At 71.4% G+C, this 25,074-nt stretch carries 22 protein-coding genes; 11 read left to right on the forward strand and 11 right to left on the reverse strand.

Annotation, left to right across the window (positions count from 1 at the left end):
- Window position 1 precedes the first annotated feature (1 nt).
- Window positions 2–1,186 carry a GTP-binding protein gene (locus ACFY8U_RS08845; protein ID WP_389567559.1) on the forward strand — a complete coding sequence of 395 codons (1,185 nt, stop codon included), beginning with the start codon at window positions 2–4 and terminating at the stop codon, window positions 1,184–1,186.
- Window positions 1,187–1,306: 120 nt separating this feature from the next.
- Here ACFY8U_RS08845 and ACFY8U_RS08850 read toward each other — a convergent pair whose 3' ends face one another.
- A complete protein-coding gene (locus ACFY8U_RS08850; protein ID WP_389567562.1) occupies window positions 1,307–2,305 on the reverse strand; it encodes a TrmB family transcriptional regulator in 999 nt (332 codons plus the stop codon).
- A 137-nt stretch (window positions 2,306–2,442) separates the two neighbouring features.
- On the reverse strand, window positions 2,443–6,174 hold the full coding sequence (locus ACFY8U_RS08855) for a S8 family serine peptidase (RefSeq protein WP_389567564.1): 3,732 nt from the start codon (window positions 6,172–6,174) through the stop codon (window positions 2,443–2,445).
- Between the two features lie 348 nt (window positions 6,175–6,522).
- Between ACFY8U_RS08855 and ACFY8U_RS08860 the strand changes: the two genes are divergently transcribed.
- Genes ACFY8U_RS08860 through ACFY8U_RS08870 form a run of 3 tightly spaced genes read left to right on the forward strand, consistent with a single transcriptional unit; the run spans window position 6,523 to window position 8,957 of the window.
- Window positions 6,523–7,332 carry an alpha/beta fold hydrolase gene (locus ACFY8U_RS08860; protein ID WP_389567567.1) on the forward strand — a complete coding sequence of 270 codons (810 nt, stop codon included), beginning with the start codon at window positions 6,523–6,525 and terminating at the stop codon, window positions 7,330–7,332.
- The gene (locus tag ACFY8U_RS08865; RefSeq protein WP_389567568.1) at window positions 7,333–8,601 is read left to right on the forward strand and encodes a PP2C family protein-serine/threonine phosphatase; all 1,269 of its coding nucleotides are present in this window, start codon (window positions 7,333–7,335) and stop codon (window positions 8,599–8,601) included.
- Window positions 8,598–8,957: an STAS domain-containing protein gene (locus ACFY8U_RS08870; RefSeq protein WP_389567571.1), complete on the forward strand. Its 360-nt coding sequence runs from the start codon at window positions 8,598–8,600 to the stop codon at window positions 8,955–8,957. Before ACFY8U_RS08865 ends, ACFY8U_RS08870 begins: the two co-directional genes overlap by 4 nt.
- Before the next feature lie 46 nt (window positions 8,958–9,003).
- On the opposite strand, the gene ACFY8U_RS08875 is transcribed toward ACFY8U_RS08870, so the two are convergent.
- Complete coding sequence (locus ACFY8U_RS08875) at window positions 9,004–9,810, reverse strand: UbiA family prenyltransferase (protein ID WP_389568280.1); 807 nt, start codon at window positions 9,808–9,810, stop codon at window positions 9,004–9,006.
- A gap of 184 nt (window positions 9,811–9,994) precedes the next feature.
- On the opposite strand from ACFY8U_RS08875, the gene ACFY8U_RS08880 reads away from it, so the two are divergent.
- From ACFY8U_RS08880 to ACFY8U_RS08890, 3 genes are read left to right on the forward strand one after another with little or no spacing between them, the layout of a single operon-like run.
- Entirely contained in the window at window positions 9,995–11,065 is a 1,071-nt protein-coding gene (locus ACFY8U_RS08880) for a type III polyketide synthase (RefSeq protein ID WP_389567574.1), read from the forward strand.
- A gap of 5 nt (window positions 11,066–11,070) precedes the next feature.
- Complete coding sequence (locus ACFY8U_RS08885; RefSeq protein ID WP_361444922.1) at window positions 11,071–11,607, forward strand: isoprenylcysteine carboxyl methyltransferase family protein; 537 nt, start codon at window positions 11,071–11,073, stop codon at window positions 11,605–11,607.
- The gene (locus ACFY8U_RS08890; RefSeq protein ID WP_389567578.1) at window positions 11,604–12,632 is read left to right on the forward strand and encodes an NAD(P)/FAD-dependent oxidoreductase; all 1,029 of its coding nucleotides are present in this window, start codon (window positions 11,604–11,606) and stop codon (window positions 12,630–12,632) included. The genes ACFY8U_RS08885 and ACFY8U_RS08890 overlap by 4 nt, the downstream gene beginning before the upstream one ends.
- A gap of 24 nt (window positions 12,633–12,656) precedes the next feature.
- On the opposite strand, the gene ACFY8U_RS08895 is transcribed toward ACFY8U_RS08890, so the two are convergent.
- Complete coding sequence (locus ACFY8U_RS08895; protein ID WP_389567580.1) at window positions 12,657–13,547, reverse strand: SDR family oxidoreductase; 891 nt, start codon at window positions 13,545–13,547, stop codon at window positions 12,657–12,659.
- A 368-nt stretch (window positions 13,548–13,915) separates the two neighbouring features.
- On the opposite strand from ACFY8U_RS08895, the gene ACFY8U_RS08900 reads away from it, so the two are divergent.
- Complete coding sequence (locus tag ACFY8U_RS08900; protein WP_389567582.1) at window positions 13,916–14,368, forward strand: SRPBCC family protein; 453 nt, start codon at window positions 13,916–13,918, stop codon at window positions 14,366–14,368.
- Window positions 14,361–15,950 (forward strand): phytoene desaturase family protein, encoded by a 1,590-nt coding sequence (locus tag ACFY8U_RS08905; protein ID WP_389567585.1) that lies wholly within the window; start codon window positions 14,361–14,363, stop codon window positions 15,948–15,950. Before ACFY8U_RS08900 ends, ACFY8U_RS08905 begins: the two co-directional genes overlap by 8 nt.
- A gap of 91 nt (window positions 15,951–16,041) precedes the next feature.
- Here the strand turns inward: ACFY8U_RS08905 and ACFY8U_RS08910 are convergent, their stop codons facing one another.
- Genes ACFY8U_RS08910 through ACFY8U_RS08920 form a run of 3 tightly spaced genes read right to left on the reverse strand, consistent with a single transcriptional unit; the run spans window position 16,042 to window position 17,997 of the window.
- Complete coding sequence (locus ACFY8U_RS08910; RefSeq protein WP_389567587.1) at window positions 16,042–17,070, reverse strand: iron-containing redox enzyme family protein; 1,029 nt, start codon at window positions 17,068–17,070, stop codon at window positions 16,042–16,044.
- Entirely contained in the window at window positions 17,067–17,327 is a 261-nt protein-coding gene (locus ACFY8U_RS08915) for a CDGSH iron-sulfur domain-containing protein (protein ID WP_389567589.1), read from the reverse strand. The genes ACFY8U_RS08910 and ACFY8U_RS08915 overlap by 4 nt, the downstream gene beginning before the upstream one ends.
- Entirely contained in the window at window positions 17,317–17,997 is a 681-nt protein-coding gene (locus tag ACFY8U_RS08920; RefSeq protein WP_389567591.1) for a HemK2/MTQ2 family protein methyltransferase, read from the reverse strand. Before ACFY8U_RS08920 ends, ACFY8U_RS08915 begins: the two co-directional genes overlap by 11 nt.
- Window positions 17,998–18,298: 301 nt before the next feature.
- Here ACFY8U_RS08920 and ACFY8U_RS08925 point away from each other — a divergent pair, with 301 nt between their 5' ends.
- Window positions 18,299–20,575: a catalase gene (locus ACFY8U_RS08925; RefSeq protein ID WP_389567594.1), complete on the forward strand. Its 2,277-nt coding sequence runs from the start codon at window positions 18,299–18,301 to the stop codon at window positions 20,573–20,575.
- An 82-nt stretch (window positions 20,576–20,657) separates the two neighbouring features.
- Here the strand turns inward: ACFY8U_RS08925 and ACFY8U_RS08930 are convergent, their stop codons facing one another.
- Window positions 20,658–21,023: a PRC-barrel domain-containing protein gene (locus ACFY8U_RS08930; RefSeq protein ID WP_361434362.1), complete on the reverse strand. Its 366-nt coding sequence runs from the start codon at window positions 21,021–21,023 to the stop codon at window positions 20,658–20,660.
- A gap of 177 nt (window positions 21,024–21,200) precedes the next feature.
- Entirely contained in the window at window positions 21,201–21,362 is a 162-nt protein-coding gene (locus ACFY8U_RS08935) for a hydrophobic protein (RefSeq protein WP_361602905.1), read from the reverse strand.
- Window positions 21,363–21,592: 230 nt separating this feature from the next.
- Between ACFY8U_RS08935 and ACFY8U_RS08940 the strand changes: the two genes are divergently transcribed.
- The gene (locus tag ACFY8U_RS08940; protein ID WP_389567597.1) at window positions 21,593–22,708 is read left to right on the forward strand and encodes an AI-2E family transporter; all 1,116 of its coding nucleotides are present in this window, start codon (window positions 21,593–21,595) and stop codon (window positions 22,706–22,708) included.
- Here the strand turns inward: ACFY8U_RS08940 and ACFY8U_RS08945 are convergent.
- A complete protein-coding gene (locus tag ACFY8U_RS08945) occupies window positions 22,698–23,186 on the reverse strand; it encodes a hydrolase (RefSeq protein WP_389567599.1) in 489 nt (162 codons plus the stop codon). The genes ACFY8U_RS08940 and ACFY8U_RS08945 overlap by 11 nt on opposite strands.
- A 104-nt stretch (window positions 23,187–23,290) precedes the next feature.
- A complete protein-coding gene (locus ACFY8U_RS08950; RefSeq protein WP_389567601.1) occupies window positions 23,291–25,021 on the reverse strand; it encodes a methyltransferase in 1,731 nt (576 codons plus the stop codon).
- Window positions 25,022–25,074: the final 53 nt, after the last annotated feature.

Genomic DNA, 25,074 nt, shown 5'->3' on the forward strand with positions numbered 1-25,074 from the left:
GATGGCACGCCCGGCCGACACACCACTCCCGGTCACCGTCCTGTCCGGATTCCTCGGAGCCGGCAAGACCACCCTGCTCAACCACGTCCTGGGCAACCGCGAGGGCCTGCGCGTCGCGGTCATCGTCAACGACATGAGCGAGGTCAACATCGACGCCGCGCTCGTGCGCGGCGGAGAGGCCGCACTGTCCCGCACCGAGGAGCGACTGGTCGAAATGACCAACGGGTGCATCTGCTGCACCTTGCGCGACGATCTACTGGAGGAGGTCGACCGGCTGGCCCGCGAAGGGCGCTTCGACTACCTCCTCATCGAGTCCAGCGGGATTTCCGAGCCGATGCCCGTGGCGGCCACGTTCTCGTTCCCGCGCGACGACGGTGCCACCCTGGGGGACCTCGCACGCCTCGACACCATGGTCACCGTCGTGGACGCGGCGAACTTCCTGCCGGAGCTCGCCGGCGGCGACGAACTCACCGCCCGCGGCCTCGACCAGTACGAGGACGACGAGCGCACCGTCAGCGACCTCCTCATGGACCAGATCGAGTTCGCGGACGTCATCGTCCTCAACAAGCTCGACCTGGTCGGGCCGACCGAGGTCGCCGGGCTCCGCGCGACGCTCTCGCGACTGAACCCTGAGGCGAGGCTCGTTCCCGCCGTCCGCGGCCAGGTGGCCCTCGAACAGGTTCTGGGCACCGGCCTGTTCGACGTCGAACGTGCTCAGCAGGCCCCGGGCTGGGTCAAGGAGCTCAACGGCGACCACGTCCCGGAGACCGAGGAGTACGGAATCTCCTCGCTCGTCTTCCGCGCCGACGCCCCCTTTCACCCCGGCCGGCTGTGGACCTTCGTCACCAAGGGCCTCGACAGCGGCACGTTCGGACAGATCCTGCGCTCCAAGGGTTTCTTCTGGCTCGCCAGCCGCCCTCGCGTGACCGGCCTCTGGTCCCAGGCCGGCGCCGTCGCCCGCTTCGAACCTTCGGGCGCCCGCGGACCGGACACCACGCAGGGCCAGGAGCTCGTCTTCATCGGCACCGGCCTGCGCGCCGACGCTCTGCGGGCCGCTCTCGAAGCCTGCCTCCTCGGGCCGGGCGAAGACGTGCCCGCCGTGGACGAGTTCCCGGACTGGGAGACGTACGGAATCGACGACGCCTGCGAGCACGAGAACGGGCAGGCCGTGAGCGCCGCCGCCTGAAGACTCCGGGTCGGACGGCGGTCGCAGCCACGGCGCCGTCCGACCCGGCTTTTCCCGTCTGTCGAGCGGGATGCTGCCGCGGCCCTCGGTGTGGCGCTGGAGGGTCTGACCACGTGCCGGTCACGTTCCGAGAGGCTCCGCCCAGCCGTTTCGCACCGCGAAGGCGCCGAGCTGCATGCGGGTCCGGACTCCGGCCATGTCCATGAGACGACGCAGCCGCCGGTGCAGCGTGCGCGGTGACAGGCCGAGTTGGGTCGCGGCCGTCAGGTCCGTCATGCCGGCCAGGAGCAGCGCGAGCATCCTGCGGTCGAGCTCGGTCGGGCCTTGCGGACCGACCGCGACGGTGGATTCGGACTCTCCGGCCGCGGCCGACAGCGCGAGCGGGTGCGCGGAGTGCCATACCGTCTCGAACAGAGCGTCCAGCGCGTCCAGCAGACCGCTGCGGTGCAGCAGCACGGCGCCGGGCTCCCCGTCCGGTGTGACCGCGAGCGGGACAAGACCGAGATCGGCGTCGGCCAGCACGAGTTTCATCGGCAGCTGGTCGGCGACACGGAGTTGCACGCCCTTGCGGAGCGAATCGATCGCGTCGTCGATGATGCCCGGCTCTGCCAGCACGGCCTGGTCCAGCACCGCCCGGAACTGCACGCCTCGGCCGATGGCCACGGGTTCGGCGGTGTTCTCGTCGGGCGGCAGGGCGACGAACGGTGCGGTGATGAAGGATCGGACCTGCGTACGTGCCGCCTGCTGCACCTGCAGGAAGCGATGGCGGATGGCGTCGACGCCCGAGACGACCTCGATCAGATCGCTGATGCTGCTCCCGGTCATCGCCGCTCGGTGTTCCTCGGCGAAGGTCACGAGGGCGTGCTCGGCCATACGCAGCCCGTCCCGGCGCTGGCTGATGAGAGCGCCGAGCGCCATGGCCGGCGGCGCGGCGGTGAACCGGTCGTCCGCCGACCTCGTCACCAGTCCCCACCCGACCAGACGGGACAAGGCCTTGTCGACGTGGGCATACGGGAGGACGACGTGGTCGGAGAGCAGGTCCGCGGTGGAGTCCGGCCGTCCGAGCAGCGCCCGGTAGACCCGCTCGTCATCGGGTTCAAGGCCCAGAACATCCAGCATCGGCGACCGACTCTCTTCCGCTTGCCGCAGCGGGGAGAGTATGCGCCATGGCGGCAGACCCTGAATAGTCCCTGGTGGGAGCTGGTGCGGGGGGAAGGGGCCCGGGGAGTCGCCTCCCCGGGACCCGACAGAGCGGTTCATCGCAGGCCGTACGCCCGGATGATCTCGTTCTTGACGCTGTAACCGCTGTCCGTCCCGGCGCTCGCGCGGACCGAGATGAAGCCGCCGGGCTTCTTGGCCGTCCTGAACGAACCCGTCCAGGAGCCGTCGGTGCCCTTGGTCAGGGCCACCTTCTGCCAGGTCGTGCCATCGTCGTACGAGACGTCCAGCTTCACCGTGGTGACGGTGCCCGGCAGGGTGCCGCGGCCCATCGGCACCGGCTTGAGCGCGATCTCCTGGGTCGAGTTGGCCTTCACGTCGCCGTGCAGGTCCGACTCCAGCTTGTAGTCCAGGTTCAGCACCGAGAACGGCTCGAAGAAGTCCGAGTCGACGGTGTCGGACATGAACGTCCACTCGGTTCGGGTGCGCGTCGACAGCCGGAAGTGATCACCGGGGCGCTCGGCGTCGAGGACGGCGCGGTAGGGCAGGTTGCCCGCCGGTACCTCCACCCACTGCATGTCCGTGCTCTGCGGGTTGTCGTGGATCAGCTTCTCGCCCTGGAAGACCTGCAGGTGGGTCGGCGTCTCACCCCACGGCAGGAACCCGCCCAGCCGCATGGTGTCGCTGGCCGATGCCCACGCCTGCACGTTCCAGGTCATGTGGTTCTGCCATCGGGAGTTGTACACGCCGAAGGACTCGCTCTGGCCGGGGCGGGTCGCCGGAGCGAACCAGTCCAGCCGGGTGGTGCTGCCCTTGGCGTACGTGTTGTCGCCCGACACCATCACCCACGGCAGGGGTCCGTCGACACCCTGCGCGTGGAACTCCCTCCAGACCTGGCCCGGCGTCACCCATTCGGTGCGGGTGCCCGGGTGCCACTCGGCCTCGGGGAAGTTGAACGACGGGCTGAGGGTGAAGTCGGACCGGTAGCCTTCCGCCATCGCGCCGCCCGCGGCCGAGTAGTAGCGGGCATCGATCCGGGCGAGGTCACCCTTGGTCGGCTTGTAGACCAGGGCACGGTCCGGAACCTGGCCCGGGTACTCCCGGGTGAGGTCGTAGACGAACGGCGTGTGCTCGGTCTGCTCCACGGTCAGCTTCAGGATGCCGGCCTTGGCCATCGAGACGAGGGACTTGCCCGCGTCGCGATGCACGGTGGCCACCGGGATGGCCGACTCGCCGACGTACTCCATCAGGCCACCGACGCCGTCGTTGACCACGATCAGCGCCTTCGCACCGGCCGCGACCGCGGCCTCGGTGCGCTCCTGTGGCGAGACCTCGTCGCTGCGCTCGATGACGACGACCTTGCCCCTGGCCCTGACCTTCTCGTAGGCGGCGGGCGCACCGTTGCCCGCGTGGACGGCGTCCAGCCTGTCCGTGGCGGTGCCCAGGGCGCTGCCTGCCTGCACCATTGCATCGAACCGGAGCCGGCCGCCCGGTGTGCTCAGGCCGAGCTGCGGCTCGCCCTTGCGCCAGCGGGTGGTCAGGATGAACTCGCCCTGCTTCATCGGCTCCGTCGGCGCGACGTAGACGTCGTCGTACGTCGGCGGCAGCACGTACGCGCTGCGATAGTCCATGAACGGGTCGAGGCCCTTGTAGTGGACGTTGAAATCAACCTTGCGCTGGCGGTCCTCGGTGCGCTGTGGTGCCTCGGTCTGCAGCAGTCGTGCCTTGCTCGCGTCGAGAACCACGTCTGCGGCGCCGTCCTTGAGCACCGTCTCCGGATCGACCAGCACGGCCAGACCCGAGCGGTCCGCCTTCTCGCCGTCCACGTCGAGGTACGCCGCGACGGTGTAGTGACCGGGTGCCATGCGCATGGTGGTCGAGCCCTGGACGTGGACCTGCCACGGCCAGAAGTCGCCGGCCATGTTGATCGTGACGGAGCCGGTGGCGGGCTTGCCGTTCCGGTCGACCAGCTTGATGTTCAGGTCGTACCGCTCCTCCTCCTTGAGCAGCGCCACGGACGTGCGGGTCACGGGCTGCCCGGTGGCAGCGTCGGTGGCGGTCACGTAGCCGACGTGCCGGCCGGCGGAGGCGGCTTTCGGGTCACCGGTCACCGGGACGGCGGCGGTGCCGCCCGCCGGGACGGTGACCGCGGTCGCTCCCAGCGTGAACGGGCCGCCGTCGCCGGTCAGCGACAGGTCGAGCGTGACGTCCGCGGAACCGGTGTTGGTGAAGGTCAGATCCTTGGTGACGGCGCCGTCGCTCGGCTCGTGCGGCCATGTGTGGTGGCCGAAGAAGAGCGATCCGGTGCCGCGGACCGTGCTGCGCACTGCGGCGGCCACGTCGAGGCGGCCGGTGCCGACCTCGTACGGCGAGTACCCGCCCTCCAGGCCCTTCGCGGTGCTCATCAGGTGTTCCTTGAGCTGCGCGCCGGTCCAGTCCGGGTGCTGCTGGGCCAGGATCGCCGCCGCGCCGGCCACGTGCGGGGTGGCCATCGAGGTGCCGCTGATGGTGCGGTAGAGGCCCTCACCACCAGTCATCTCCTGCGAGCGGGCAGCGGTGATGTCCACGCCCGGCGCGGCGATGTCCGGCTTCATGCCACCGGAGTGGGCCAGCGGGCCTGTACTGGAGAAGGACGCGAGCCGGTCCTGCTTGTCCGTGGCGGCCACGGTCAGCGCGGAGGCAGCCGCACCCGGGGCTGAGATGCTCTCTGGCCCGGAGTTGCCGGCGGCTATGACGAACAGGGTGCCGTACTGGGCGGAGAGCGCGTCGACGGTCTGCGACATCGGGTCGCTGCCGTCCGTGGGGTAGGAATCGCCGAGGCTCATGTTGACGACGTCCGCACCGGACTCGGCGGCCCACTGCATGCCGGCCATGACCCAGGAGTCCTGGCCGGAGCCCTCCGCGCCGCCGAGCACCTTGCCGACGTACAGGTCGGCGCCGGGTGCGACCCCCTTCTCGTCCCCTCCGGAGGCAGCGCCCGAACCGACGATCGTGCCGGCCACATGAGTGCCGTGCCCGTTGACGTCGGTGATGCCCTCACCCGGCACGAAGCTCGCCGTGCCGTCGATCAGGCCGGCGAGGTCGGGGTGGTTGACGTCGATCCCGGTGTCGAGCACCGCGACCTTGACGCCCTTGCCGTCGTACCCGGCCGCCCAGGCCTCGGGCGCGCCGATCAGCGGCACGCTCTCCTTCAGGCTGGCCTTCACACGACCGTCGAGCCACAGCTTTTCGACACCCGCGCCCAGCGTGGCGCTGCCGTGCGGCGCGACGGAGGTCCAGAAGGTGCGGGCCTGCCGCTTCTCCGTGCTGAGCACCGCGCCTCGGATGCCCTTGAGCTTGCGGGTCAGCTTGCTGCCGCGGGGAGCCGTCGGCTCGGCGGCCGCGCGGGACGTCGGCTCGGCGTACGTCGCGATGAGCGGTACCGCGGCCGACTTCGCGTCGTCGTACCCCATCTCGATCAGGTCGGTGACGTTGAACAGCCGCCGGTCCAGCCTGTCCGCCCCCAGCAGCGGCGCGGCCTCGTCCGGGATGACGAACAAGTCACCCTTGATCTCCTGGAACTTCACGCCGCCGACGGCGCTGTCCGGCCGGTCGACGTCGGCGACCTGCTTGCCGTCGGCCGTCGTGGTGACCGTGACGACATCACCGGTGACCAGGGTGACCTTGTGGGTCGGCGGGGGCTTGGCGGCAACGGTGGGCTTGCTCGGAGCGGCTTGTGCGGGTGCCTGCAGAACTGCGAGGCCCGACGCCAGCAGGGGCACTGCGGTGGCCGCCGAGATCAGCCGCCGGCGCCTGCGCCAGAAGGCGGATGCATGAGAGGGGGAGTACATGCCATGGGTCTATCGACCGGCGAACGGCGTCGTGAAGGCCTCACCACGGCAAGTCCTCGCCATGGCAGAGGCTTGTCAGCGGTGAATCGTGGGATTCCGGACGGATTACGACGACCCCAGGTGGGCGTCGTGCGGTACCGACCCCATGCCCTTGACAGGCGGAGGCGGCGTCCCGGCCGCGCGCCGTGGTCGCGGGTGACGGCGTCGGCACCCCGTTCCGCCGTGGCATCGCGCCGCACCCCTTCGCCTGACCACGTCAGCTCCCCGACCGCTGCTCTTCTACCCGCGGCACGTTCGGGAAACCTCGACGGGCTGGCGGTCGGGAGCTGGTCTGCGAGGATGTTCCGCATGGACGTGCGGAGCAGGAACCACGTGACGGTGACCGGGCGTCCCGGCGCGCCGGTGGTGGTGCTGGCGCATGGCTTCGGGTGCGACCAGAACATGTGGCGTCTGGTGGTGCCCGCGCTGGAGCGCCACTTCACCGTGGTCCTCTTCGACCATGTGGGCTCGGGGAACTCTGCGCTGTCGGCGTGGAGCCGGGAGCGGTATTCGTCACTGGACGGGTACGTCGACGACGTGCTGGAACTGTGCCGGGAGATCGCGCTGGGCCCGGTCTATTTCGTGGGGCATTCGGTGAGCGGGATGATGGGCGTGCTGGCCGCCGCACGGGAGCCCGAGGCGTTCGCCGGCCTGGTGCTGCTCGCGCCGTCGCCCTGTTTCATCGATGACCCGGACACCGGATACCGGGGCGGGTTCAGCGCCGAGGACATCGACGAGCTTCTGGAGTCGCTGGACGCGAACTATCTGGGCTGGTCGGGCGCCATGGCCCCGGTGATCATGGGTAACCCGGAGCGGCCGGAGCTGGGTGAGGAGCTGACCAACAGCTTCTGCCGTACCGACCCGGACATCGCCCGGGTGTTCGCCCGGGTGACGTTCCTGTCCGACAACCGCGCCGATCTCGCAGCGGTGGGTGTGCCCACCCTGGTCGCTCAGTGTTCGAGCGACGCGATCGCTCCGCCGGAGGTGGGCGCTTTCGTCCACGCACGGATTCCGGGAAGCCGGCTCGTCACGCTGAACGCGACGGGCCACTGCCCCCAGCTCTCCGCCCCGGAGGAGACCGTCGCGGCGATCACCGCGTTCGTGGGAACCGCCGGATAGATGGGCAGGACAGGCGACGCGGCAGGGAGCGGAGACCCGGGCGAGGACCGGGGCCCGGCGGACGGGGAGGCTCGGTTCTCCGCCCTGCTGGAGGACAGCGCCGAAGAACTCTACGAGCACGCGCCCTGCGGATACCTGACCACCCTGCTGGACGGGGAGATCGCCAAGGTCAACAGCACGCTGCTGGACTGGCTCGGATACGAGCGCGGCGAGCTGGTGGGACGCAAGCGGTTCTCCGAGCTGCTGACCGTCGGCGGGCGGCTCTACCACGAGACACACTTCGCACCGCTCCTGCGGATGCAGGGCGAGATCAGCGGAATCGCCCTGGAGCTGAAGGCCGCCGACGGCTCCCGCCTGCCCGTCATGGTCACCTCGAGGGTCAAGACGGGCAGTGACGGGCAGCCACTGCTGATCCGCACGACCGTCTTCGACGCCCGCGACCGCCGCGCCTACGAGACCGAGCTGCTGCGCGCCCGTCAGGAAGCGGACCAGGAACGCGACCGCCTGAAACTCCTGAACACCACCCTGCAGAAGACCCTGCTGCCCCCGGCGCTGGCGAACGTGCCCGGCCTGGACGTGGCGGCGTACTACCACATCGCCTCCGTCGAGGAGGTCGGCGGCGACTTCTACGACCTCTTCCCCCTGGCCGCCGGCACCTGGGGAATGTTCCTGGGCGACGTCTGCGGGAAGGGCGCCGCCGCCGCGGCCGTCACCTCGCTGGCCCGGTACACCCTGCGTGCCGCGGCCGTCTACGACCCCGACCCGGCCGCCGTCCTCACCAACCTGAACACCGTCCTCAACCACGAGTACAACGGCACAGACCCGCGCTTCTGCACCGTCATCTTCGGCCTGCTCACCCCCGACGCCGACCGCGGCGGCTTCCGCATCACCCTGGCCAGCGGCGGCCACCCACCCGCCCTGCTGATGCGCGCGGACGGCACGGCGGACTACCTGCCCACACCCGGCGGGCAGCTCATCGGCGTCCTGCCGGACGCCGACATCGCCACCACCACCGTCCACCTCGCCCCCGGTGACACCCTGCTCCTGCACACCGACGGCCTGACCGAGGCCCACACCAACGCCGGTACCGAGGGCCGCTACGGAGACGACGCCCTCCTCGCCTTCGGCCGCTCCCTCGCCCCCACCACCGCGTCGGCCACCATCGGCGCTGTCCGCGACCTGCTCGACACCTTCGGCAGCGGCGTGGACGACGACACCGCCGTCCTGGCCGTCCACGTGCCCCGGCCCACCAGCGAAGAGCCCCGATGAACAGGCATCTGACCCTCCATACCCGCACCACCGCCAAGGGAGCGGTCATCGAACTGACCGGGGAGCTGGACCACCGCACCGCACCCCAGGTCCGCGCGGCGCTGCCCGGCGCCGGCCTACGGGCGGGCCAACAGCTCGTCCTCGACCTCGCAGGTCTCACGTTCTGCGACTCCAGCGGCATCACCGTGCTCATCGCAGCCCGCAACCACGCCCTCGCCGCCGACGCGACCATCGCGCTGGCCGCGGTCCCCGACCACCTCCACCGGACCTTCCGCATCGTCGGCCTGGAGCACGTCTTCCCCATCCACCCCACCGCCGGAGCCGCCGAGGCCGCCTGGCGGCCCACCACTGGCTGACCCCCGCACCTTCAGGGGCTCGGGGAAGGACGGGTCCACGGGTTCGTCACGGCCAGGCCTGTCCGGCGGCCTGCGTGCGACTGGCCAGCACCAGAAGTACGGCATCGACCCCGGCGACGCCCAGGATGACCAAGAACGGCAGGCGGCCTTCCACGAGTGCGGTCGGTCCGGCCACCGAGACGAGGCACACCGTCAGTGTCACCGCGATCAGGACTGCGCCGCCGCGGGTGACGGACCCCGTCGGCCCAACCGTCACCACCACGCAGGAGGCGAACGTCAGAAAGGCGGCCCATGCGATCGACCCGCGCCTGCCCAGTCGCTGCGGCAGTCCCCGCACACCCTCCGCAAGGTCGTCCTCGATGTCGGGGAGGACGTTGGCGAAGTGTGCGCCGGTGGCAAGGAGACCCGCTGCGGCGATGAGCCAGGGAGGTGGCCACGGGCTGCCCGGGAGAGCCAGCGTCAGGAACGCGGGAAGCAGCCCGAAGGCCACGGCGTACGGCACCCACGAGACGATGGTTCGTTTCAGCCACAGGTTGTAGGCCCATGCGGCGGCGACGCAACCGAGGTGGACCGCGCCGGCCCGGAACCCGCAGGCAAGCGACAGCGGGACGCAGGCGAGCAGGGCCACCAGCGCTGCCGCACCCACGGTCCCGGGCCGCAGCGCCCCCACGGCAAGCGGCTTGTCCCGCCGGCCTGCGGCCCTGTCGCGCCGCATGTCGATCCGGTCGTTGCACCAGCCGATGGAGAGCTGGCCTGCGGCGACCGCTGCCATCGCCTTGACCCCGGCAGCGGGGCCCAGGCCCACGGCGGCGGCCAGCAGCGCGCTCACGGCCGTGACCGCCACTGCCGGCACAGGGTGAGCGGCCTTCAGAAGAGCGACGAGAGCGGACCGTTCGCCGCGGCCTTGACGGGACGGGCCGACCAGGCCGTCGGTTCCTTCATCAGTCGTGGCGTGCACCACCGACACGCTAGGCCACGGCGCGCCCGTGACGGCCGGGTTCAGGGTGTCGCCGTCTCCCTGTCCCTATGTTGGAGCAATGACTCGTGTACTCGCGGTGAGTACGGCATTCCCGCCACACCGCTACATGCAGCAGGAGATCACCGACGACCTCGTCTCCAGCCTGCCGCCCGGGACCGACAGCGGCCTCCTGCGCCGGCTGCACGCCGGGGCTCAGGTGGACACGCGTCATCTCGCCCTGCCCCTCGACCGCTACCGGGCGCTCGGCACGTTCGGCGAGACCAACCGACTCTTCGTCGAACTGGCCACCGATCTGGCCGTCGAAGCGGCCCAACGGGCCCTCGGCGACGCGGGGGTGCGCCCCGAGGAGATCGACCTGGTCGTCTCGACGACCGTGACCGGGGTCGCGACCCCCTCCCTGGAAGCCCGCGTCGCCACACGGATCGGCCTGCGGTCCGACGTCACGCGACTGCCCCTGTTCGGTCTCGGGTGCGCCGGAGGCGCCGCCGCACTGGCCCGCGCGCACGACCATCTCAGCGTCCGGCCCGACCGCATGGCACTCCTCCTGTCCACCGAACTGTGCTCGCTGACCTTGCAGCGCGGAGACATGTCGATGGCGAACCTGGTGGCGGGAAGCCTGTTCGGGGACGGAGCCGCCGCGCTCGTTGCCGCGCACAGCGACCGTGCGTCCACGACGACGGGTGGGACGGCCGCCCCGGGGCCCAGGGTCGTGGCCACACGCAGCCGGTTGTACCCGGGGACCGAGCAGATGCTCGGCTGGGACGTCGGCGAGTGGGGGTTCCGCATGGTGCTGGGGCCGGAGCTCCCCGAGCTGGTCCGGCTGCACGTGACCGAGGAGGTCGAGTCCTTCCTCGCCGAGCACGACCTCAAGCCCATGGATGTCACGGCGTGGATCTGTCACCCGGGCGGCCCCCGGATCCTCGACGCGCTGGCTGAGGAGCTCGGTCTGCCGGACTCGGCCCTCGCCGCGAGCCGTCGCGCCCTGGCGGCCACGGGGAACCTGTCCTCCGCCTCGGTGCTGCAGATTCTGAGCGACACGCAGACGGCACCGCCGTCGGCGGGTACGACCGGCCTGATGATCGCCCTCGGGCCCGGCTTCTCGTCCGAACTCGTCCTGCTGGCGTGGTGACACCTGTGACGCCGTACACCGTACTGATCCTCCTGGTCGTCGCCGAGCGGTTCGCCGAACTCGCCGTGGCCCGCCGGAACGGCGCCTGGAGCCGGGCCCGCGGCGGCCTCGAGCACGGCGCCGGGCACTACCCGACCATGGTCGCCCTCCACACCGCGCTCCTCGTCGGCTGCCTCGTCGAGCCCTGGGCGGCCGACCGGCCCTTCCTGCCCGTGCTCGGCTGGCCCGCCCTCGCCCTCACGCTGGCCGCCCAAGGGCTGCGCTGGTGGTGCATCGGCACCCTCGGCCCCCGCTGGCACACCCGCGTTCTGATCGTCCCCGACCTTCCGCTGGTCTCCTCCGGCCCGTACCGGTACCTGCGGCACCCCAACTATCTGGCCGTGGTCGTCGAGGGCCTGGCCCTCCCCCTGGTGCACACCGCCTGGCTCACCGCCCTGTGCTTCACGCTCCTCAACGCGGCTCTGCTGACCGTACGCATCCGCTGCGAGAACACCGCGCTGGCGCCGTCACGCACCCTCCCCGCCTCCGGTACGGCGCAGTGATCGACCTCCTCGTCGTCGGAGGGGGCCCGGCGGGACTGGCCACCGCGATCCACGCGGCGCGACGCGGCCTCGACGTGATGGTCGCCGAGCCGCGCCCCGCGCCTGTCGACAAGGCGTGCGGTGAGGGATTGATGCCCGCGGCCGTACGGGCTCTCAAGGCGCTCGACGTGAGCGTGCCCGGCCAGGCCCTGCGGGGTATCGGCTACGTCGACGCCGCCGACGGCCGACGTGCCGAAGCCGCGTTCCGCACCGGGTACGGCCTCGGCGCCCGCCGGACCCTGCTGCACGAGGCCCTCACCGCACGGGCGGCCCAGCTGGGTGTTCCGGTCGTCCCGCACCGCGTTCGCCAGGTGAGCCAGCACGACACGTACGTCACCGCGGACGGGATGGCCGCCCGCTACCTCGTGGCGGCTGACGGACTGCACTCCCCCACCCGCCGGACACTCGGCCTGACCGTGCGTCCGGACGCCCGGCGACATCCACCGAGGTACGGACTGCGGCGCCATTACGCCGTCGAACCGTGGAGCGACCTCGTGGAGGTCCACTGGTCGGCCGCGTGCGAGGCGTACGTCACGCCCCTGGGACCGCGGCAGATCGGCGTCGCGATCCTCACCGGTCAACACGCTTCGTACGAATCCCAGTTGGCCCACTTCCCCCTCCTGGCGTCCCGCCTCCACGGCGCCGACGGGACCCCGGTCAGGGGAGCCGGACCGCTGCGCCAGCAAGCCCGTTCCCGGGTGGCCGGACGGGTCCTGTTCGTCGGTGACGCGGCCGGGTACGTCGACGCGCTGACAGGTGAGGGGCTCACCCTCGCTCTGGCATCGGCGGACGCGTTGGTGCGCTGCCTGCACGCCGACCGTCCACAGGAGTACGAACGTGCGTGGCGTCGTCTGTCCCGCACCTACCGTCTGCTGACGACGTCCCTCCTCTGGACCCGGAACCAGCCCGGCCTGGCCCCCCTGATCACGCCGGCAGCCGCCAGGTTCCCCGGCCTGTTCCGGCACGCCGTGAACCTGCTCGCCTGATACGTGGAACCCTCTGGCCGGGCTTCAGGAGCCGCGCCGGGCTCGGTCGTCGGCCCGGCCTCCGGCGCCCAGCAGGCCGGTCGCCTCGAACGGTTCCGTGCGTTCCAGACGAGGCAGCTCGGTGCGGGCGACGTGTGTGACGACGGGTGGAAGGAGCGCCCGCACCGGCTGGACGGCACGGAGCCAGGCGGGCACGTAGACCGAGGCACTGCGACGTTCCACGGCGGTGGCCAGACGCTCCGCGACCAGGTCCACCGGATGGACCTTGCGTGCGGGCTGCGGCATGTGGGCGCGCAGTTCCCGCAGGACGGCGTGCCGGTCGGCGTCCCGGACCATGTCGGTGTCGATCCAGTTGAGGTAGGCGATGCCGACGGCGACCCCCTGGTGGGCGACTTCGGCGCGCAGGGCGTGGGCGAAGGACTCGGCGCCGGCCTTGGACGCGCAGTAGGCGCTCATCAGGGGTGATGTACCCATCGCAGCCAAGGAGGTGATCTGGAGGTAGTAGCCGTGGGTGGCGAAGAGGTCGGGCAGGAAGGAGCGTGCCGTCGCCGCGCTGCCGATGAGATTGACCTCGATGACGCGGCGCCAGACCGCCGGATCGGAGTCGGCGAACGTACCTCCTTCGGCGACCCCCGCGTTGGCCACCACCGCGGACACGGGTCCGAGGCGGGCACGGACCTGCCGCGCGGTGTCGGCCACGGCCGCGTCGTCGGTCACGTCGGTCTCCCAGCACACCGCCTCGTGACGCAACGAGGCGGCCACCTCCTCCAGACGCGGCCCCTCCAGGCCCAGCAGGGCGAGCCGCGCACCCCGGTCGTCCAGCGCACGGGAGAGAGCCGCTCCCAGCCCCCGCGCTGCTCCCGTCACCACCACGGTGCGGCCCTCGAGGGGCCGGGTGCGCGTACGAATCCTCACGGCTGCCTCCGTCCGTCCGAGTACCGTCCGCCGGTCGGCCGCGCCTCCGCCCAGGACCTTCGTCCGGTCTCCCTTGTTCCAGGATGCGCCCGCCGGGCGGTCGGGTCCTGGCGACTCCCTCGGCCACGGCGTCACGAGCGGCTGCGACCGGGAACCGGCGGATGTACGCCCCGGCGGACCCTGGCGGGAAGTGCGCGCTCGAAACGCGTGAGATGCGGCGCGATCGGGGCACGCGCACCATGACCGTGACGCCGTCTGTCGAGGGAGGCCGCTGTTCCCAGGAGCCGCGGGACCGACCTGTTCGCCCTACCAGGGCCCTGCCGAGCGGGTTGGCGGCGTCCAGACCGTCCCGGTAGGAGGAGCTCCTCATGGCCGTCCGTCATCAGCTGATCCACCGTCCCCCGCACGCCGTGTGGGCCGTTCTCGCCGATCCGACCCGCTACGGCGAGTGGGTGGTGGGCCCGTCCGAGTCCACGCCGCTCGACCAGTCCTGGCCGGAGGTCGGCTCCCGGCTTCGCTACACCGTCCGTCTCGGCCCCTGGTCGACCGACGGAACCACCACGGTCCGGCACACCGTTTCCGGCCGGGAGTTGGAACTGGAGGCGGCGTTCAAGGCCCTCGGCACGGCGAGGATCTTCCTCCAGCTCAGGCCGTGGGGAGAGGAGACCCTGGTCGTCTGCGACGAGCATCCGCTGCGCGGTCTGGGCGGGACCCTGCACAACTCCGTCAGCGAAGCAGCCGTCCAGCTCCGTCACCGTGGCATGCTGGCCCGCCTCGCCAGGGTCGTGGAGCAGGACCGCGCCGGGAGCCGGCATGCCTGACGCGGTGGTGATCGGCGCCGGGCCGAACGGCCTGGTGGCGGCGAATCTGCTGGTCGACGCGGGGTGGACGGTGGAGGTCCTGGAGGCGCAGGAGGAGCCCGGCGGGGCGGTACGCAGCGACCGCGGGGTCCACCCGGACTACGTCTCGGACGTCTTCAGCGCCTTCTACCCGCTCGCCGCGGCCTCCCCGATCCTCGCCCGCCTCGATCTGGCCGCCGAGGGCCTGCGCTGGAGCCATGCCCCGCGCGTGCTGGCGCACCCCCTGCGGGACGGCCGGTGCGCGGTCCTCGAACGCCGGGTGCAGGACACGTCGGCCGGGCTCGCGGAGTTCGCGCCCGCCGACGGCGACGCCTGGGAGAGCATGTACCGGACGTGGAGCCGGATCGGGCCGGATCTCGTGCAGGCCCTGTTCACACCGTTCCCGCCGGTCCGAGCCGGGCTCCGCCTGGCCGCGAAACTCCGCGCCACGGGCGGGCTCCGCCTGGCGCGGAATCTGACGCTGCCCGTGCGGCGCCTGGGCGAGGAGGAGTTCGCGGGCGAAGGCGGGCGGCTCCTGCTGACCGGGAACGCCCTGCACGCCGACCTCACTCCGGAGGCAGCGGGCAGTGGCGGCTTCGGCTGGCTGATGTCCATGCTGGGCCAGAGCCACGGCTTCCCCGTCCCCGCCGGGGGTTCCAGCGCGCTGACCACCGCGCTGGTGAGCCGGTTCCGGCGCCGCGGAGGTGTCCTGCGCTGCGGGGAGCGCGTCGCGTCGGTCGTGGTGCGCGGGGGCACGGCGGTCGGGGTCAGGACCGCGGGCGGTGAGACGGTCGGCGCGCGCCGTGCCGTACTGGCCGACACCTCGGCTCCCTCGCTGTACCGCGACCTCGTCGGCGAAGAACACCTCCCGCCCCGCCTCGTACGGGATCTGGAGCGCTTCCACTGGGACTTCGCGACCTTCAAGGTCGACTGGGCGCTGAGCGGTCCGGTGCCGTGGACGGCGCGGGGCGCGGTCGGCGCGGGTACGGTCCACGTGGCCGACGGCGTGGACGGCCTGACCCGGTTCGCCGCCCAGCTCGCCACGGGCCACGTCCCTGACGAGCCGTTCGCCCTCGTCGGCCAGATGACGACCGCCGACCCCCGCCGCTCGCCCGCCGGTACGGAATCGGCGTGGGCCTACACCCACCTCCCCCAGCGCATCACCGCCGACGCCGGACCCGACGGCATCACCGGCCGGTGGGACGCAGGCGAGCAGGAAACCATGGCCGATCGCATCGAAGCCCAGGTGGAGCGCTACGCGCCCGGCTTCCGGGCGCTGATCCGCGCCCGCCGCATCCTGGCCCCGGCCACCCTCCAGGCGCTGGACGAGAATCTGCACAACGGCGCCATCAACAACGGAACCACCGCCCTGCACCAGCAGGCGATCTTCCGCCCGACGCCCGGCACAGGCCGCCCCGAGACGCCCGTCAAGGGCCTCTACCTGGCCTCCGCGGCCGCCCACCCGGGCGGCGGTGTCCATGGCGCGCCGGGCGCGAACGCCGCCCGCGCGGCGCTGCGCCGACATGGACTGCACGCCCTGTTCCACCGCGCCCAACACGTCTGAGGGCCCGGCAGGCTCGTCTGAGGGCCCAGGCGGCAGGCTCGCCGATCGCCTCAGGTCGCTCCGTCCGGCGGGTCTTCGGTTGCCGGTACGGTCACGGCCCCTCCAGCGGCGTGCGCAACGCGCTGCGTCCCTCGGCCCAGGCCGCGCCGATGTGTGCGGCCAGGCGGTTCTCGAGGTGGACGGTGGCAGCGCAGCCGAAGGCGATGTCGGCCTCCAGGGACGGCTCGTCGTCGAGCAGCCCGCCGACGACCTCATGGCGGACGACCTGCTCGTGCACGGCGTCGGCCTCGACGTGCTCGTCGTAGAAGTGCTGGGCGGCCGGTCCTGCCCCGCAGCGCCGCATCGCCTTGGCGAGCCGCCTGGAACCGGGTGAGGAGGTCACCTCGACGCAGGCGAAGTGACCGACGAGTGCACCGCGGTGGGACCGGTGGAGCCCGAAGAGGGACATCAGGTTGACGGTGGCGAGCAGCGGCGCGGGAGCATGGTCGACGTAGCGGCCGTACGTGGGGTCGAGGCCGAGGTCCTCCATGAGGTCCGCGAAGAGCCGGGCGTGGATCCGGTCGGCGCGGCCGGCGCCGAACTCGTCGTACTCGATGGCCACCATCGCGGCCTTGGCCCGGCCTCGCAGCCGGGGGATCACCCAGGCGTGCGGGTCGGCCTCCTTCAGGTGGTAGAGCGAGCGCAGGGCGGCGTACTCGCGCAGCTGCCAGAACTCGCCCTTCCGTTCGAGGTGGTGGCTGACACTGCCGACGGGGTCCAGTTCTTCGACGAGGAGCGGGGCGAAGGCTTCCGCCACCGACCGGGGGGCGTCGGACAGCTCGGTGGCGAGTGCGTGCAGGAAGCGGGATTCCATGGCCTGGCGCAGCCGCAGGAGTTCCGGGTCCCATTCGCGGGCGTCGTCCACCCCGTCGAAACCGCGGTAGTGGAGTTCGTACAGGAGGTAGAGGGCGAGCTGGAGGTCGTCACCCCAGGGGTCCGCGGTCAGTACGGCGCCCGGGCTGTATTCCGGCACGCCGTTCGACCGCAGGGCCGTGGTGACGGTGGCGGACAGCTCGCCGCGCGGTTCGGCCAGGCGGGGCCCGGCGGCGGTGGCCGTGGCGCTCGTGACGGAGGGCGTCATTGGGGGTCCTCGTTCTCGGAGGGCGAGGCGGCGCGCTCGCGGGGGCGATGACTGGTGTCGCACCACGGGTACGTACGGCTGCGGCGGCATGTGCAGACGGCGACCATGAAGCGATCGGACCGGGCGACCGTTCCGTCGTCGAGGACGATCTCGACGGGGCCCTCCACCAGGACGGGGCCCTTCGGGTCCACGGCCAGCCGTCGGGCCGGTGCTTCCGTACGGCCCGGGCCTGCGATGTTCCGCGGGTCAGCGGGCACGGATGACCACCAGCTCTTCCCGCTCCTCGGCCTCGGCCACCAGCCCCACTCGTTCGAGCCAGGCCCGGCGCGAGCGCAGGACGGGTCCCCAGGGCACCGAGGCTCTCGTCGTGACCTCCGCGGCCATTCCCGCGCCGCGCAGCCGGTCGACGGTCTCCTGGGCCCCGCACAGCCCGGAGTGGACCATGAGCAGGACCCCGCCGGGACGCAGCAGCGCCGGTGCGCTCGCGCAGATCCGGTCGATGACACTGCGCCCGTCGGGTCCGGCGTCCCAGGCACGTTCGGGCCCCCGCGAGGGCGGCCTGGCGCTCGGTGCGGGGACGTAGGGCGGGTTCGAGAGGATGAGGTCGAAGCGGCGGCCTGCGGCGCGTGCCGCGAAGTCGCCGTGCACGACGCGCAGGGGCAGTCGCTGGCGCAGAGCGTTCAGGCGGGCCGTGACGACGGCGGACCACGAGACGTCGACCGCCGTGACCCGTGCCCGTCTCCGCGCGGCGTGGAGGGCGAGGGCGCCGGTTCCCGTACCGATCTCCAGCACGTCCGTGCCGGGGCCCAGCTCCTCGTGGGAGAGCGCGTGCGCGAGCAGACGGGTGTCCGCCTGCGGTCGGTAGACACCGGGCAGGGCGATCAGCCCGGCAGGCAGGGCGCCCGGGGTCAGAGCCGTAGCGGACACGGCGTACCTCCATGATCGACGGGCCGGATCGCGGCCGACAGGTGCCAGCCACTCCCTGCGACTGCCCCCTGCGGGGTGACTCATCCACGATGCGGTGATCTGTCGATCGGTGCCGGCGCCGGACACGCGGAGTTGCCCCGGTCGTGCCCGCCGCATCGTCCGGCTGTAGGCGGTACGGGCGTACTCGGCGTGCCGCGGGCGGCTGGAGGGGCGAGGCTTGCGGCGGGGCCGCTCCGGCCCCCGCCGACCTGTGCGGCAGGGATCTCGCGGGCGCGGAGTCCGCCAGGAGGAGACGTCAGGCATGGTGCAGAAGAAGGCGAAGAAGGCCGCGGCCGGCAGGGTCACGAAGGCCGGGACCACGCCGAAGAAGCAGCCCGCGTCGGAACAACCGCCCGGACGGCCTTCGCCCCGGCCGCCCGCCGTGGCGGAGCCCACCCGGCCCCAGGAGCCCCTGCCGCCCAAGCCGGACCAGAGCGGCCCCGACACGGTGAGCCCCACCGGGCAGCCCACCGGCGCTCCCCAGGCCGCCGTGGCCCAGGGAGGCGCCTATCTCACGAATGCACAAGGTACCCGGCTCCCCGACAGCGACCACTCCCTGAAGGCCGGCGCACGAGGGCCGGTGCTGCTGCAGGACCACCACCTTCGCGAGAAGATCACTCACTTCGATCACGAACGCATCCCCGAGCGCGTGGTGCACGCACGCGGCGCCGCCGCCCACGGGATCTTCCAGGGTTACGGCACGGCGGCGAAGATCACCAAGGCGGCGTTCCTGGCCAAGGGCGCCGAGACGCCGGTGTTCGTCAGGTTCTCCACCGTCCTCGGTTCACGGGGCTCGGCGGACACGGTGCGTGACACGCGTGGGTTCGCGACGAAGTTCTACACCGGGGAAGGCACGTTCGACCTGGTGGGCAACAACATCCCGGTCTTCTTCATCCAGGACGCCATCAAGTTCCCCGATGTCATCCACGCCGCGAAGCCGCACCCCGACCGGGAGATCCCGCAGGCACAGAGCGCCCACGACACCTTCTGGGACTTCGTGTCCCTGCACACCGAGGCCACCCACCACACCCTCTGGAACATGTCGGACCGGGCTCTGCCCCGCTCGTTCCGGATGATGGAGGGCTTCGGCGTGCACACGTTCCGCCTGGTCGACGCCGAAGGCGGCACGACATTGGCGAAGTTCCACTGGAAGCCCAGGCTGGGCGTCCACTCCCTGGTCTGGGAGGAGGCACAGATCACCAACGGCATGGACCCCGACTTCCACCGCAGGGATCTGGCCGACGCGATCGAGGCGGGTGCCTTCCCCCAGTGGGAGCTGGGCATCCAGACCTTCCCCGACACCCCGGACCAGACCTTCGAGGGCATCGACCTCCTCGACCCCACCAAGATCGTCCCGGAGGAGCTCGCACCGGTACAGCCCATCGGGCTGATGACGCTGAACGCCAACCCGGTCAACTACTTCGCCGAGACCGAGCAGGTGGCCTTCCACCCCGGGCATCTCGTTCCCGGCATCGACGTCACGGACGACCCGCTCCTCGCGGGGCGGCTGTTCTCCTACCTCGACACGCAGATCAGCCGGCTCGGCGGCCCGAACTTCGCCCAGATCCCCATCAACCGCCCACACGCTCCCGTCAACGACATGCTCCGCGACGGCATGCACCAGACCGCCGTCCATGCCGGGACCGCCCCCTACCGGCCCAACAGCCTCGACGGCGGCTGCCCCTTCCTCGCCGGAGCGGACACCGCCGCCTTCATCGAAGCGCCCGTAGAGCTGCCCGCCGCACAGAAGGTCCGTGAGGCTCCCGCGTCGTTCGCCGACCACTTCAGCCAGCCCCGGCTCTTCTGGCTGAGCATGACGCCCGTCGAGCGCGAACACATCGTCGCCGCCTACACGTTCGAACTGAGCAAGTGCTACGAGCAGGCCGTCAAGGAACGTGTCCTGGCCGTCCTCGCCAACATCGACCCCCAGCTCTGCGAAGAGGTCGCCACCGGACTCGGACTCCCCGTACCGGCCCCCACGGAGCCCCTCACCCGCCCCGACCCGAGCCCGGCACTGTCGCAACTCGGCCGGACCTGGCCCGTGGACGGACGGGTCATCGGCATCGTCGCCCACCCGGCGGCAGACCTGAGAAGCGTCCGCTCCGTACGGGACGCCGTGTTCAGGGCGGGCATGGTTCCCCTGGTCATCGCCCCCACAGGCGGCGTCCTCGGCCGCGGGAAGAACCCGGTCACCGTGCAGCGCACCTTCGCCGCCGCCCGTTCCATCGAGTTCGACGCCCTCCTGCTCGCCGGAACGCCCGACGCCGCTGCCGACGCCCACGGCGCCCGGGACGCCAAGGCCGGTGCGGCCGGGGCCGGCGGTCCCGACCCCCGTGTCCTGCTGCTGGTGTCGGAGGCGTACCGCCACGGCAAGGCGATCGGCGGATGGGGGAACGCCTCCCTGACGTTCGATGCCGCCGGCATCGGAGCGGACGAACCGGGCATCGTGCTGGAAGGAACCCCCGGCGCGGTCCTCAAGCAGATCACGAAGTCCCTGGCCGGGCACCGCGCCTGGGACCGGTTCCCCACCACGCTCTGACGGGTGAGGAGCGGACTCATGACAGGGGTGTGGGGCCCGAACTCAGCGAGTTCGGGCCCCACACCCCTGTCACGCCCGGCGATCAGAGCGGGCGGCCGCCGATCGGCGGGAAGCCGTAGTACGTGCCGAGCTCCTCGCGGTACCCCGTGTCGCCGAGGTGCTTCTCACGGTGGAACTCGGGCGAGTCCTTGATCTGATCCTTGGTCAGGTCGACGAAGATCTTCCCGTCCTCCGGAACGACCCGGGTCACCGTGCTCGCCGGCAGGAGGACCTCCTTCCCGAAGATCCACACACCGGTGTCCACGACCAGGTAGGCGTCACCGACCTCGTCGGAGTGCTTGTCGACCTTGCCGATGCTCCCGTCGGTGGCCTCCACCTTGTAACCGGTGAGATCGGCACCGGCCAGGTGGCCCGAGGTCGACTTGAAACTCCACACATGCTCAGTCACGCGAAAACAACTCCTCCGATAAAGGGAGTACGGCGAGGAAATTCTCGCCGCTTCTACTTTTCCGTACGTCGTGCGCGGCGGACCTCACGTCCCGCCGGAATTCCGCCTACCCCGCTTCCGGTCGCCCATTCACATCATTCGGACGGGCGCGCGGCGCGGATCGACGGAACGGGCCGGCTACCACCGATACCATCGACCGCTACCGGTCTTGGGGCGGGCGACGAAACCGAGCAGCCAGACGACGAGCAGGGCGATCGCGATCCACCAGAGAATCTTCAGCGCGAATCCGGCACCGAAGAGAATCAGGATCAACAGAAGAACGAGAAGCAGGGGAACCATGATTGTTTACCTCCGGAAAATCATGTGCCCCGGTCTCCTGCTCACACACCTGCGAACTGCCGGGCGCCGAAATGGTCGTAGGACAAGGGCCTCGCCCTCGGAGTAGGAGCGGGGTGTGCCGATCTCCGCGACGGCGGCGCGCAGTTCGTGGCCCGTGGGAGCAGGCGGCCACGACCCGGGCAGCGGGGGCGGGGCCCGAGTGCGGACCGGCGGGTCCATAAGGTGGCCCCATGTCTGCCACGTTGAGTTCCACGAAAGCCGCCGCCGCTCTGCGCACAGCGGCTCGCGTGTCCGCCGAGTCGTTGTTGGTCCTGCTGATGGCGGGGGTGGCCCTGTGGATCTTGGGTCGCATGTGGTCGGTCGTCTGGCCTCTCATCGTCGGACTGATCCTCACGACCCTGACCTGGCCGCTGGCCCGCTTCCTCCGGCGGCACGGCTGGCCTCCCGCCTTGGCGGCAGGGGTCGTCACGGTCACGTTCGTCCTGGCCGTCGCCGGGATCGTCGCGCTCATCGCGGTGCCGGTCGCATCCCAGTCCGGGGAGCTCTCCAAGGGCGTGGTCGAGGGAATCCAGCGGCTGCGTGAGTGGGCGGCCGGGCCGCCGCTGAACATCGGCGAGGACGAGATCTCCGGGGCTCTCGACACGGCGATCGCCCGCGTTCAGGACAGCATCGGCAGCATGGTCACCGCGGTCGCCACCGGCGTGGGCACGGTGTTCAACGGCGTGGTGACGGCCTTCCTCGCCCTCTTCCTGATGTTCTTCTTCCTCAAGGACGGCCCGCGGTTCGTACCGTGGCTCGCCCGCCAGCTCCCCGGCCGGCTCGCCGTCGACGTCCCGATCGTGGCGGAGCGGAGCTGGGACACTCTGGGAGCCTTCGTGCGCAGCCAGGCATTCGTCGGCCTCCTCGACGCCGTGCTCATCGGCCTGGGTCTGTGGATACTCGACGTCCCTCTGGTCCTTCCCCTCGCGGTGCTGACCTTCGTCTCCGCGTTCGTACCGATCGTGGGCGCCCTGTTCGCCGGCTTGGTCGCGGTTCTCATCGCGCTGGTGTCGAACGGCCTCACCGACGCGCTGATCGTTCTGGCGATCATCGTCGTGGTACAGCAGTTGGAGGGAAACGTGTTCCAGCCGATGATCCAGAGTCGCGGACTCGGCCTGCACGCGGCCGTCGTCCTGCTTGCGGTGACCCTCGGCGGAAGCCTGGCCGGCATCGTGGGCAGTCTGCTCGCCGTCCCGCTGGCCGCGCTCATCGCGGTCTTCTGGAACTACCTGCGTGAGCAGCTCAGCGGCGAAGGGCCGGAACAGGACCCCGACGAGGCACACGCCCCCGTCCCCGTCACGTCGTGACCGACGAGGGACCTCCCGCGCGTCCCGCCGCGGCTGACCACCCCTCGGGGGTGTGTCGGTCCGGCCGGGACGGCAGGACCCTCTTGGCTCCGAGCCGGACGCCGTAACGCTCGCGGGCCGCGAAATCGGCCGCCCCCCACACCGCCGGCCGCCCGACCTCCGCGCACAGGTGGAGGATCGCGTCGTCCCCGACATGGACACCGACGTGAGCCCCGTAGGCAGAGGCGGTGGAGTTGAACAGGACCAGGTCGAGGGGCTGCGCGACCGGTACGCGGACCGTGGCCTCCGTGTCGCTCCACAACTCGGAGGAGCGCAGGTCCGGAGGGGTCAGGCCGAAATGCCGGAGCACCTCGTAGGCGTACAACTGACAGTTGGCGCCGGCCGCGAGGCCCGGTCGGGCGGCCACGGCGGCAGCGCCCGGGAAGCGCGAGCCTTCGTACCGCACGGTCCAGAACTCGGCCGGAAGAGCGGTGATCATCTGCGTCGTCCCCCTCCATCACGCCGGTCGCAGGACAGGGTGGCCCGACGTGACCAAGATACCGGCGCCTGGAGGGGGTTCACCCCTCCAGGCGGGCCGGGACGTCAGGGTCTGCGGGCGTGGAGGGCGTGGGCGCCCAGTGCGAGCGGGGTGTGACCGACGAGTTGGAGGCCTTGGTCTTCGAGCAGCCGGGCATAGTGGCCGGCCGTACGCTCGCGGCCTCCGGTGTTGCACATCATGTGGAGGTCCCACGCGGTGGCGAGCGAGGGAGCGGCGTCGGCCGGCAGGAGACGTTCGACGATGAGCAGGTCCGCGTGCGGCGGCATGGCGTCGGCGCAGTGCCGCAGGATGCTCCGGCAGCGGTCGTCGTCCCAGTCGTGCAGGACACGGGAGAGGATGTAGACGTCACCGCCCGGGGGTACGTCCGCGAAGTCGCCCGCCCGGTATCCGCACCGCTCGCCGACGTCGGTGGAGTCCAGGTACGTGCGCGCCGCCGCGAGGACCTGCGGGCGTTCGAGGAGGATGCCGCGCAGGCCGGGGTGGGCGGTCAGGATGCGGCCGAGGAGTTCTCCGGTGCCGCCCGCGATGTCGACCACGGTACGAGGGCGGCCGGGGGCGGTGGCGGCGGCGGTCAGGACCGGGTGCGAGGGGAGGGCGTCGAACATGGCGGCGCTCGACACCATGGACTGGTCGAACAGGGGGGCGAGTTCGGGGTCGCGGGCGAAGTGGTCGAAGTGGTTCTCGCCGTAGAGATGCTCGAAGCCGGGTCGTCCGGTGCGTACGGTGTGGGTCAGGTGCGCGAAGGACTGGTAGAAGGGGCCGCCGTACATCAGCGCCAGGGCGCGCATCGAGCCCGGCGCCTCCGAGTCCAGGAGTGCTCCGACGGCGGTGAGTCGGAAGCCGTCGGGCCCTTCGGAGACCACACCCAGCATGGCGAGGTACCGCAGCAGGGTCGCCAGGCTCTGCGGGTCGGCGCCGACGGCCCGGGCCAGCTCCGCACTGTCCGCCCCGGTGTGGCGGTTCATGACCTCCGGCAGCCGAAGCCGTGCGCAGGCCGCCAGGGCCTGGGTGGTCCAGGCGCCGGTCAGCAGCCACAAGAGTGTTTCCGCCGGCTGGGGCTCGCCTGTCTGCCGCGCCTCCCCCGCCGGGGCCTGGGGCCGGCCGAGATGCTCGGTCAGTACGTCCCGGTGGTCTCCGCTCGCGTACAGCTCGACGCGCCGGTACGCCGTCTTCGTGTCGGCGGGAGCGGTGAAGTAGAACACGGTGCCGTCCTCATGCGGGTTGTAGCCGCCCCCGTCGGCCGCCGCGCCGTGCCGCGCGAAGCTCGCCAACAGCCCGCGCAGCACCAGGGGGTCGGGCTGCTCGACGTCGAAGGCGAGATGCGCCTCGTGGTCCAGGCGGCGCTCCTCGGCGGCGATCCCGGACAGCCCGGAGCCCGGTGGCACCGTCAACGCGAACACCTCGACCGCTCGGTGCTCCTCTGCGGGGCCCCGGACCACGGGACGGAGAATCCTTACGTCAAGATCCGCCGGATCGCGGCGGTGGCGTGACGCGAGGCGCTCGCGCACGACGACGCTGGGCTGCGCCCCCGCGTCGGCGGACAGCCCGCACGCCGCCAGGTCCGCCCGCAGCGCCTGCTCGTCGGGCGGGAACACGAGCACGGCGGCGTGCGCGAAGCGGCACCGGTCCGTCAGTGCCCGCAGTTCGGGACCGTCGAGCCCGGGCAACACGCGCGAGAGCAGCACGGACGTGTCCTGCTCCCGGACGAATCCGGCCGTGGCGCTCAGCCGTTCCGCGTCGTCACCGACGTCGGCCGTCGGCGTGTTCGCGGGCATGGTGAAGGGATGTTCGGAATGCATTCCCTGTCCGTGTGTGAAGGAGGAAGCCC

Origin of the sequence: Streptomyces sp. NPDC012508, assembly GCF_042902595.1 — a bacterium.
Classification (GTDB): Bacteria; Actinomycetota; Actinomycetes; order Streptomycetales; family Streptomycetaceae; genus Streptomyces.

Coding starts and splice junctions, on each gene's coding strand:
- ACFY8U_RS08880 (WP_389567574.1), top strand. CDS start 9,995: ATGACTCGTGTACTCGCGGTGAGTACGGCATTCCCGCCACACCGCTAC.
- ACFY8U_RS08950 (WP_389567601.1), bottom strand. CDS start 25,021: ATGCCCGCGAACACGCCGACGGCCGACGTCGGTGACGACGCGGAACGG.
- ACFY8U_RS08910 (WP_389567587.1), bottom strand. CDS start 17,070: ATGACGCCCTCCGTCACGAGCGCCACGGCCACCGCCGCCGGGCCCCGC.
- ACFY8U_RS08925 (WP_389567594.1), top strand. CDS start 18,299: ATGGTGCAGAAGAAGGCGAAGAAGGCCGCGGCCGGCAGGGTCACGAAG.
- ACFY8U_RS08860 (WP_389567567.1), top strand. CDS start 6,523: ATGGACGTGCGGAGCAGGAACCACGTGACGGTGACCGGGCGTCCCGGC.
- ACFY8U_RS08905 (WP_389567585.1), top strand. CDS start 14,361: ATGCCTGACGCGGTGGTGATCGGCGCCGGGCCGAACGGCCTGGTGGCG.
- ACFY8U_RS08865 (WP_389567568.1), top strand. CDS start 7,333: ATGGGCAGGACAGGCGACGCGGCAGGGAGCGGAGACCCGGGCGAGGAC.
- ACFY8U_RS08850 (WP_389567562.1), bottom strand. CDS start 2,305: ATGCTGGATGTTCTGGGCCTTGAACCCGATGACGAGCGGGTCTACCGG.
- ACFY8U_RS08940 (WP_389567597.1), top strand. CDS start 21,593: ATGTCTGCCACGTTGAGTTCCACGAAAGCCGCCGCCGCTCTGCGCACA.
- ACFY8U_RS08900 (WP_389567582.1), top strand. CDS start 13,916: ATGGCCGTCCGTCATCAGCTGATCCACCGTCCCCCGCACGCCGTGTGG.
- ACFY8U_RS08870 (WP_389567571.1), top strand. CDS start 8,598: ATGAACAGGCATCTGACCCTCCATACCCGCACCACCGCCAAGGGAGCG.
- ACFY8U_RS08945 (WP_389567599.1), bottom strand. CDS start 23,186: ATGATCACCGCTCTTCCGGCCGAGTTCTGGACCGTGCGGTACGAAGGC.
- ACFY8U_RS08845 (WP_389567559.1), top strand. CDS start 2: ATGGCACGCCCGGCCGACACACCACTCCCGGTCACCGTCCTGTCCGGA.
- ACFY8U_RS08855 (WP_389567564.1), bottom strand. CDS start 6,174: ATGTACTCCCCCTCTCATGCATCCGCCTTCTGGCGCAGGCGCCGGCGG.
- ACFY8U_RS08935 (WP_361602905.1), bottom strand. CDS start 21,362: ATGGTTCCCCTGCTTCTCGTTCTTCTGTTGATCCTGATTCTCTTCGGT.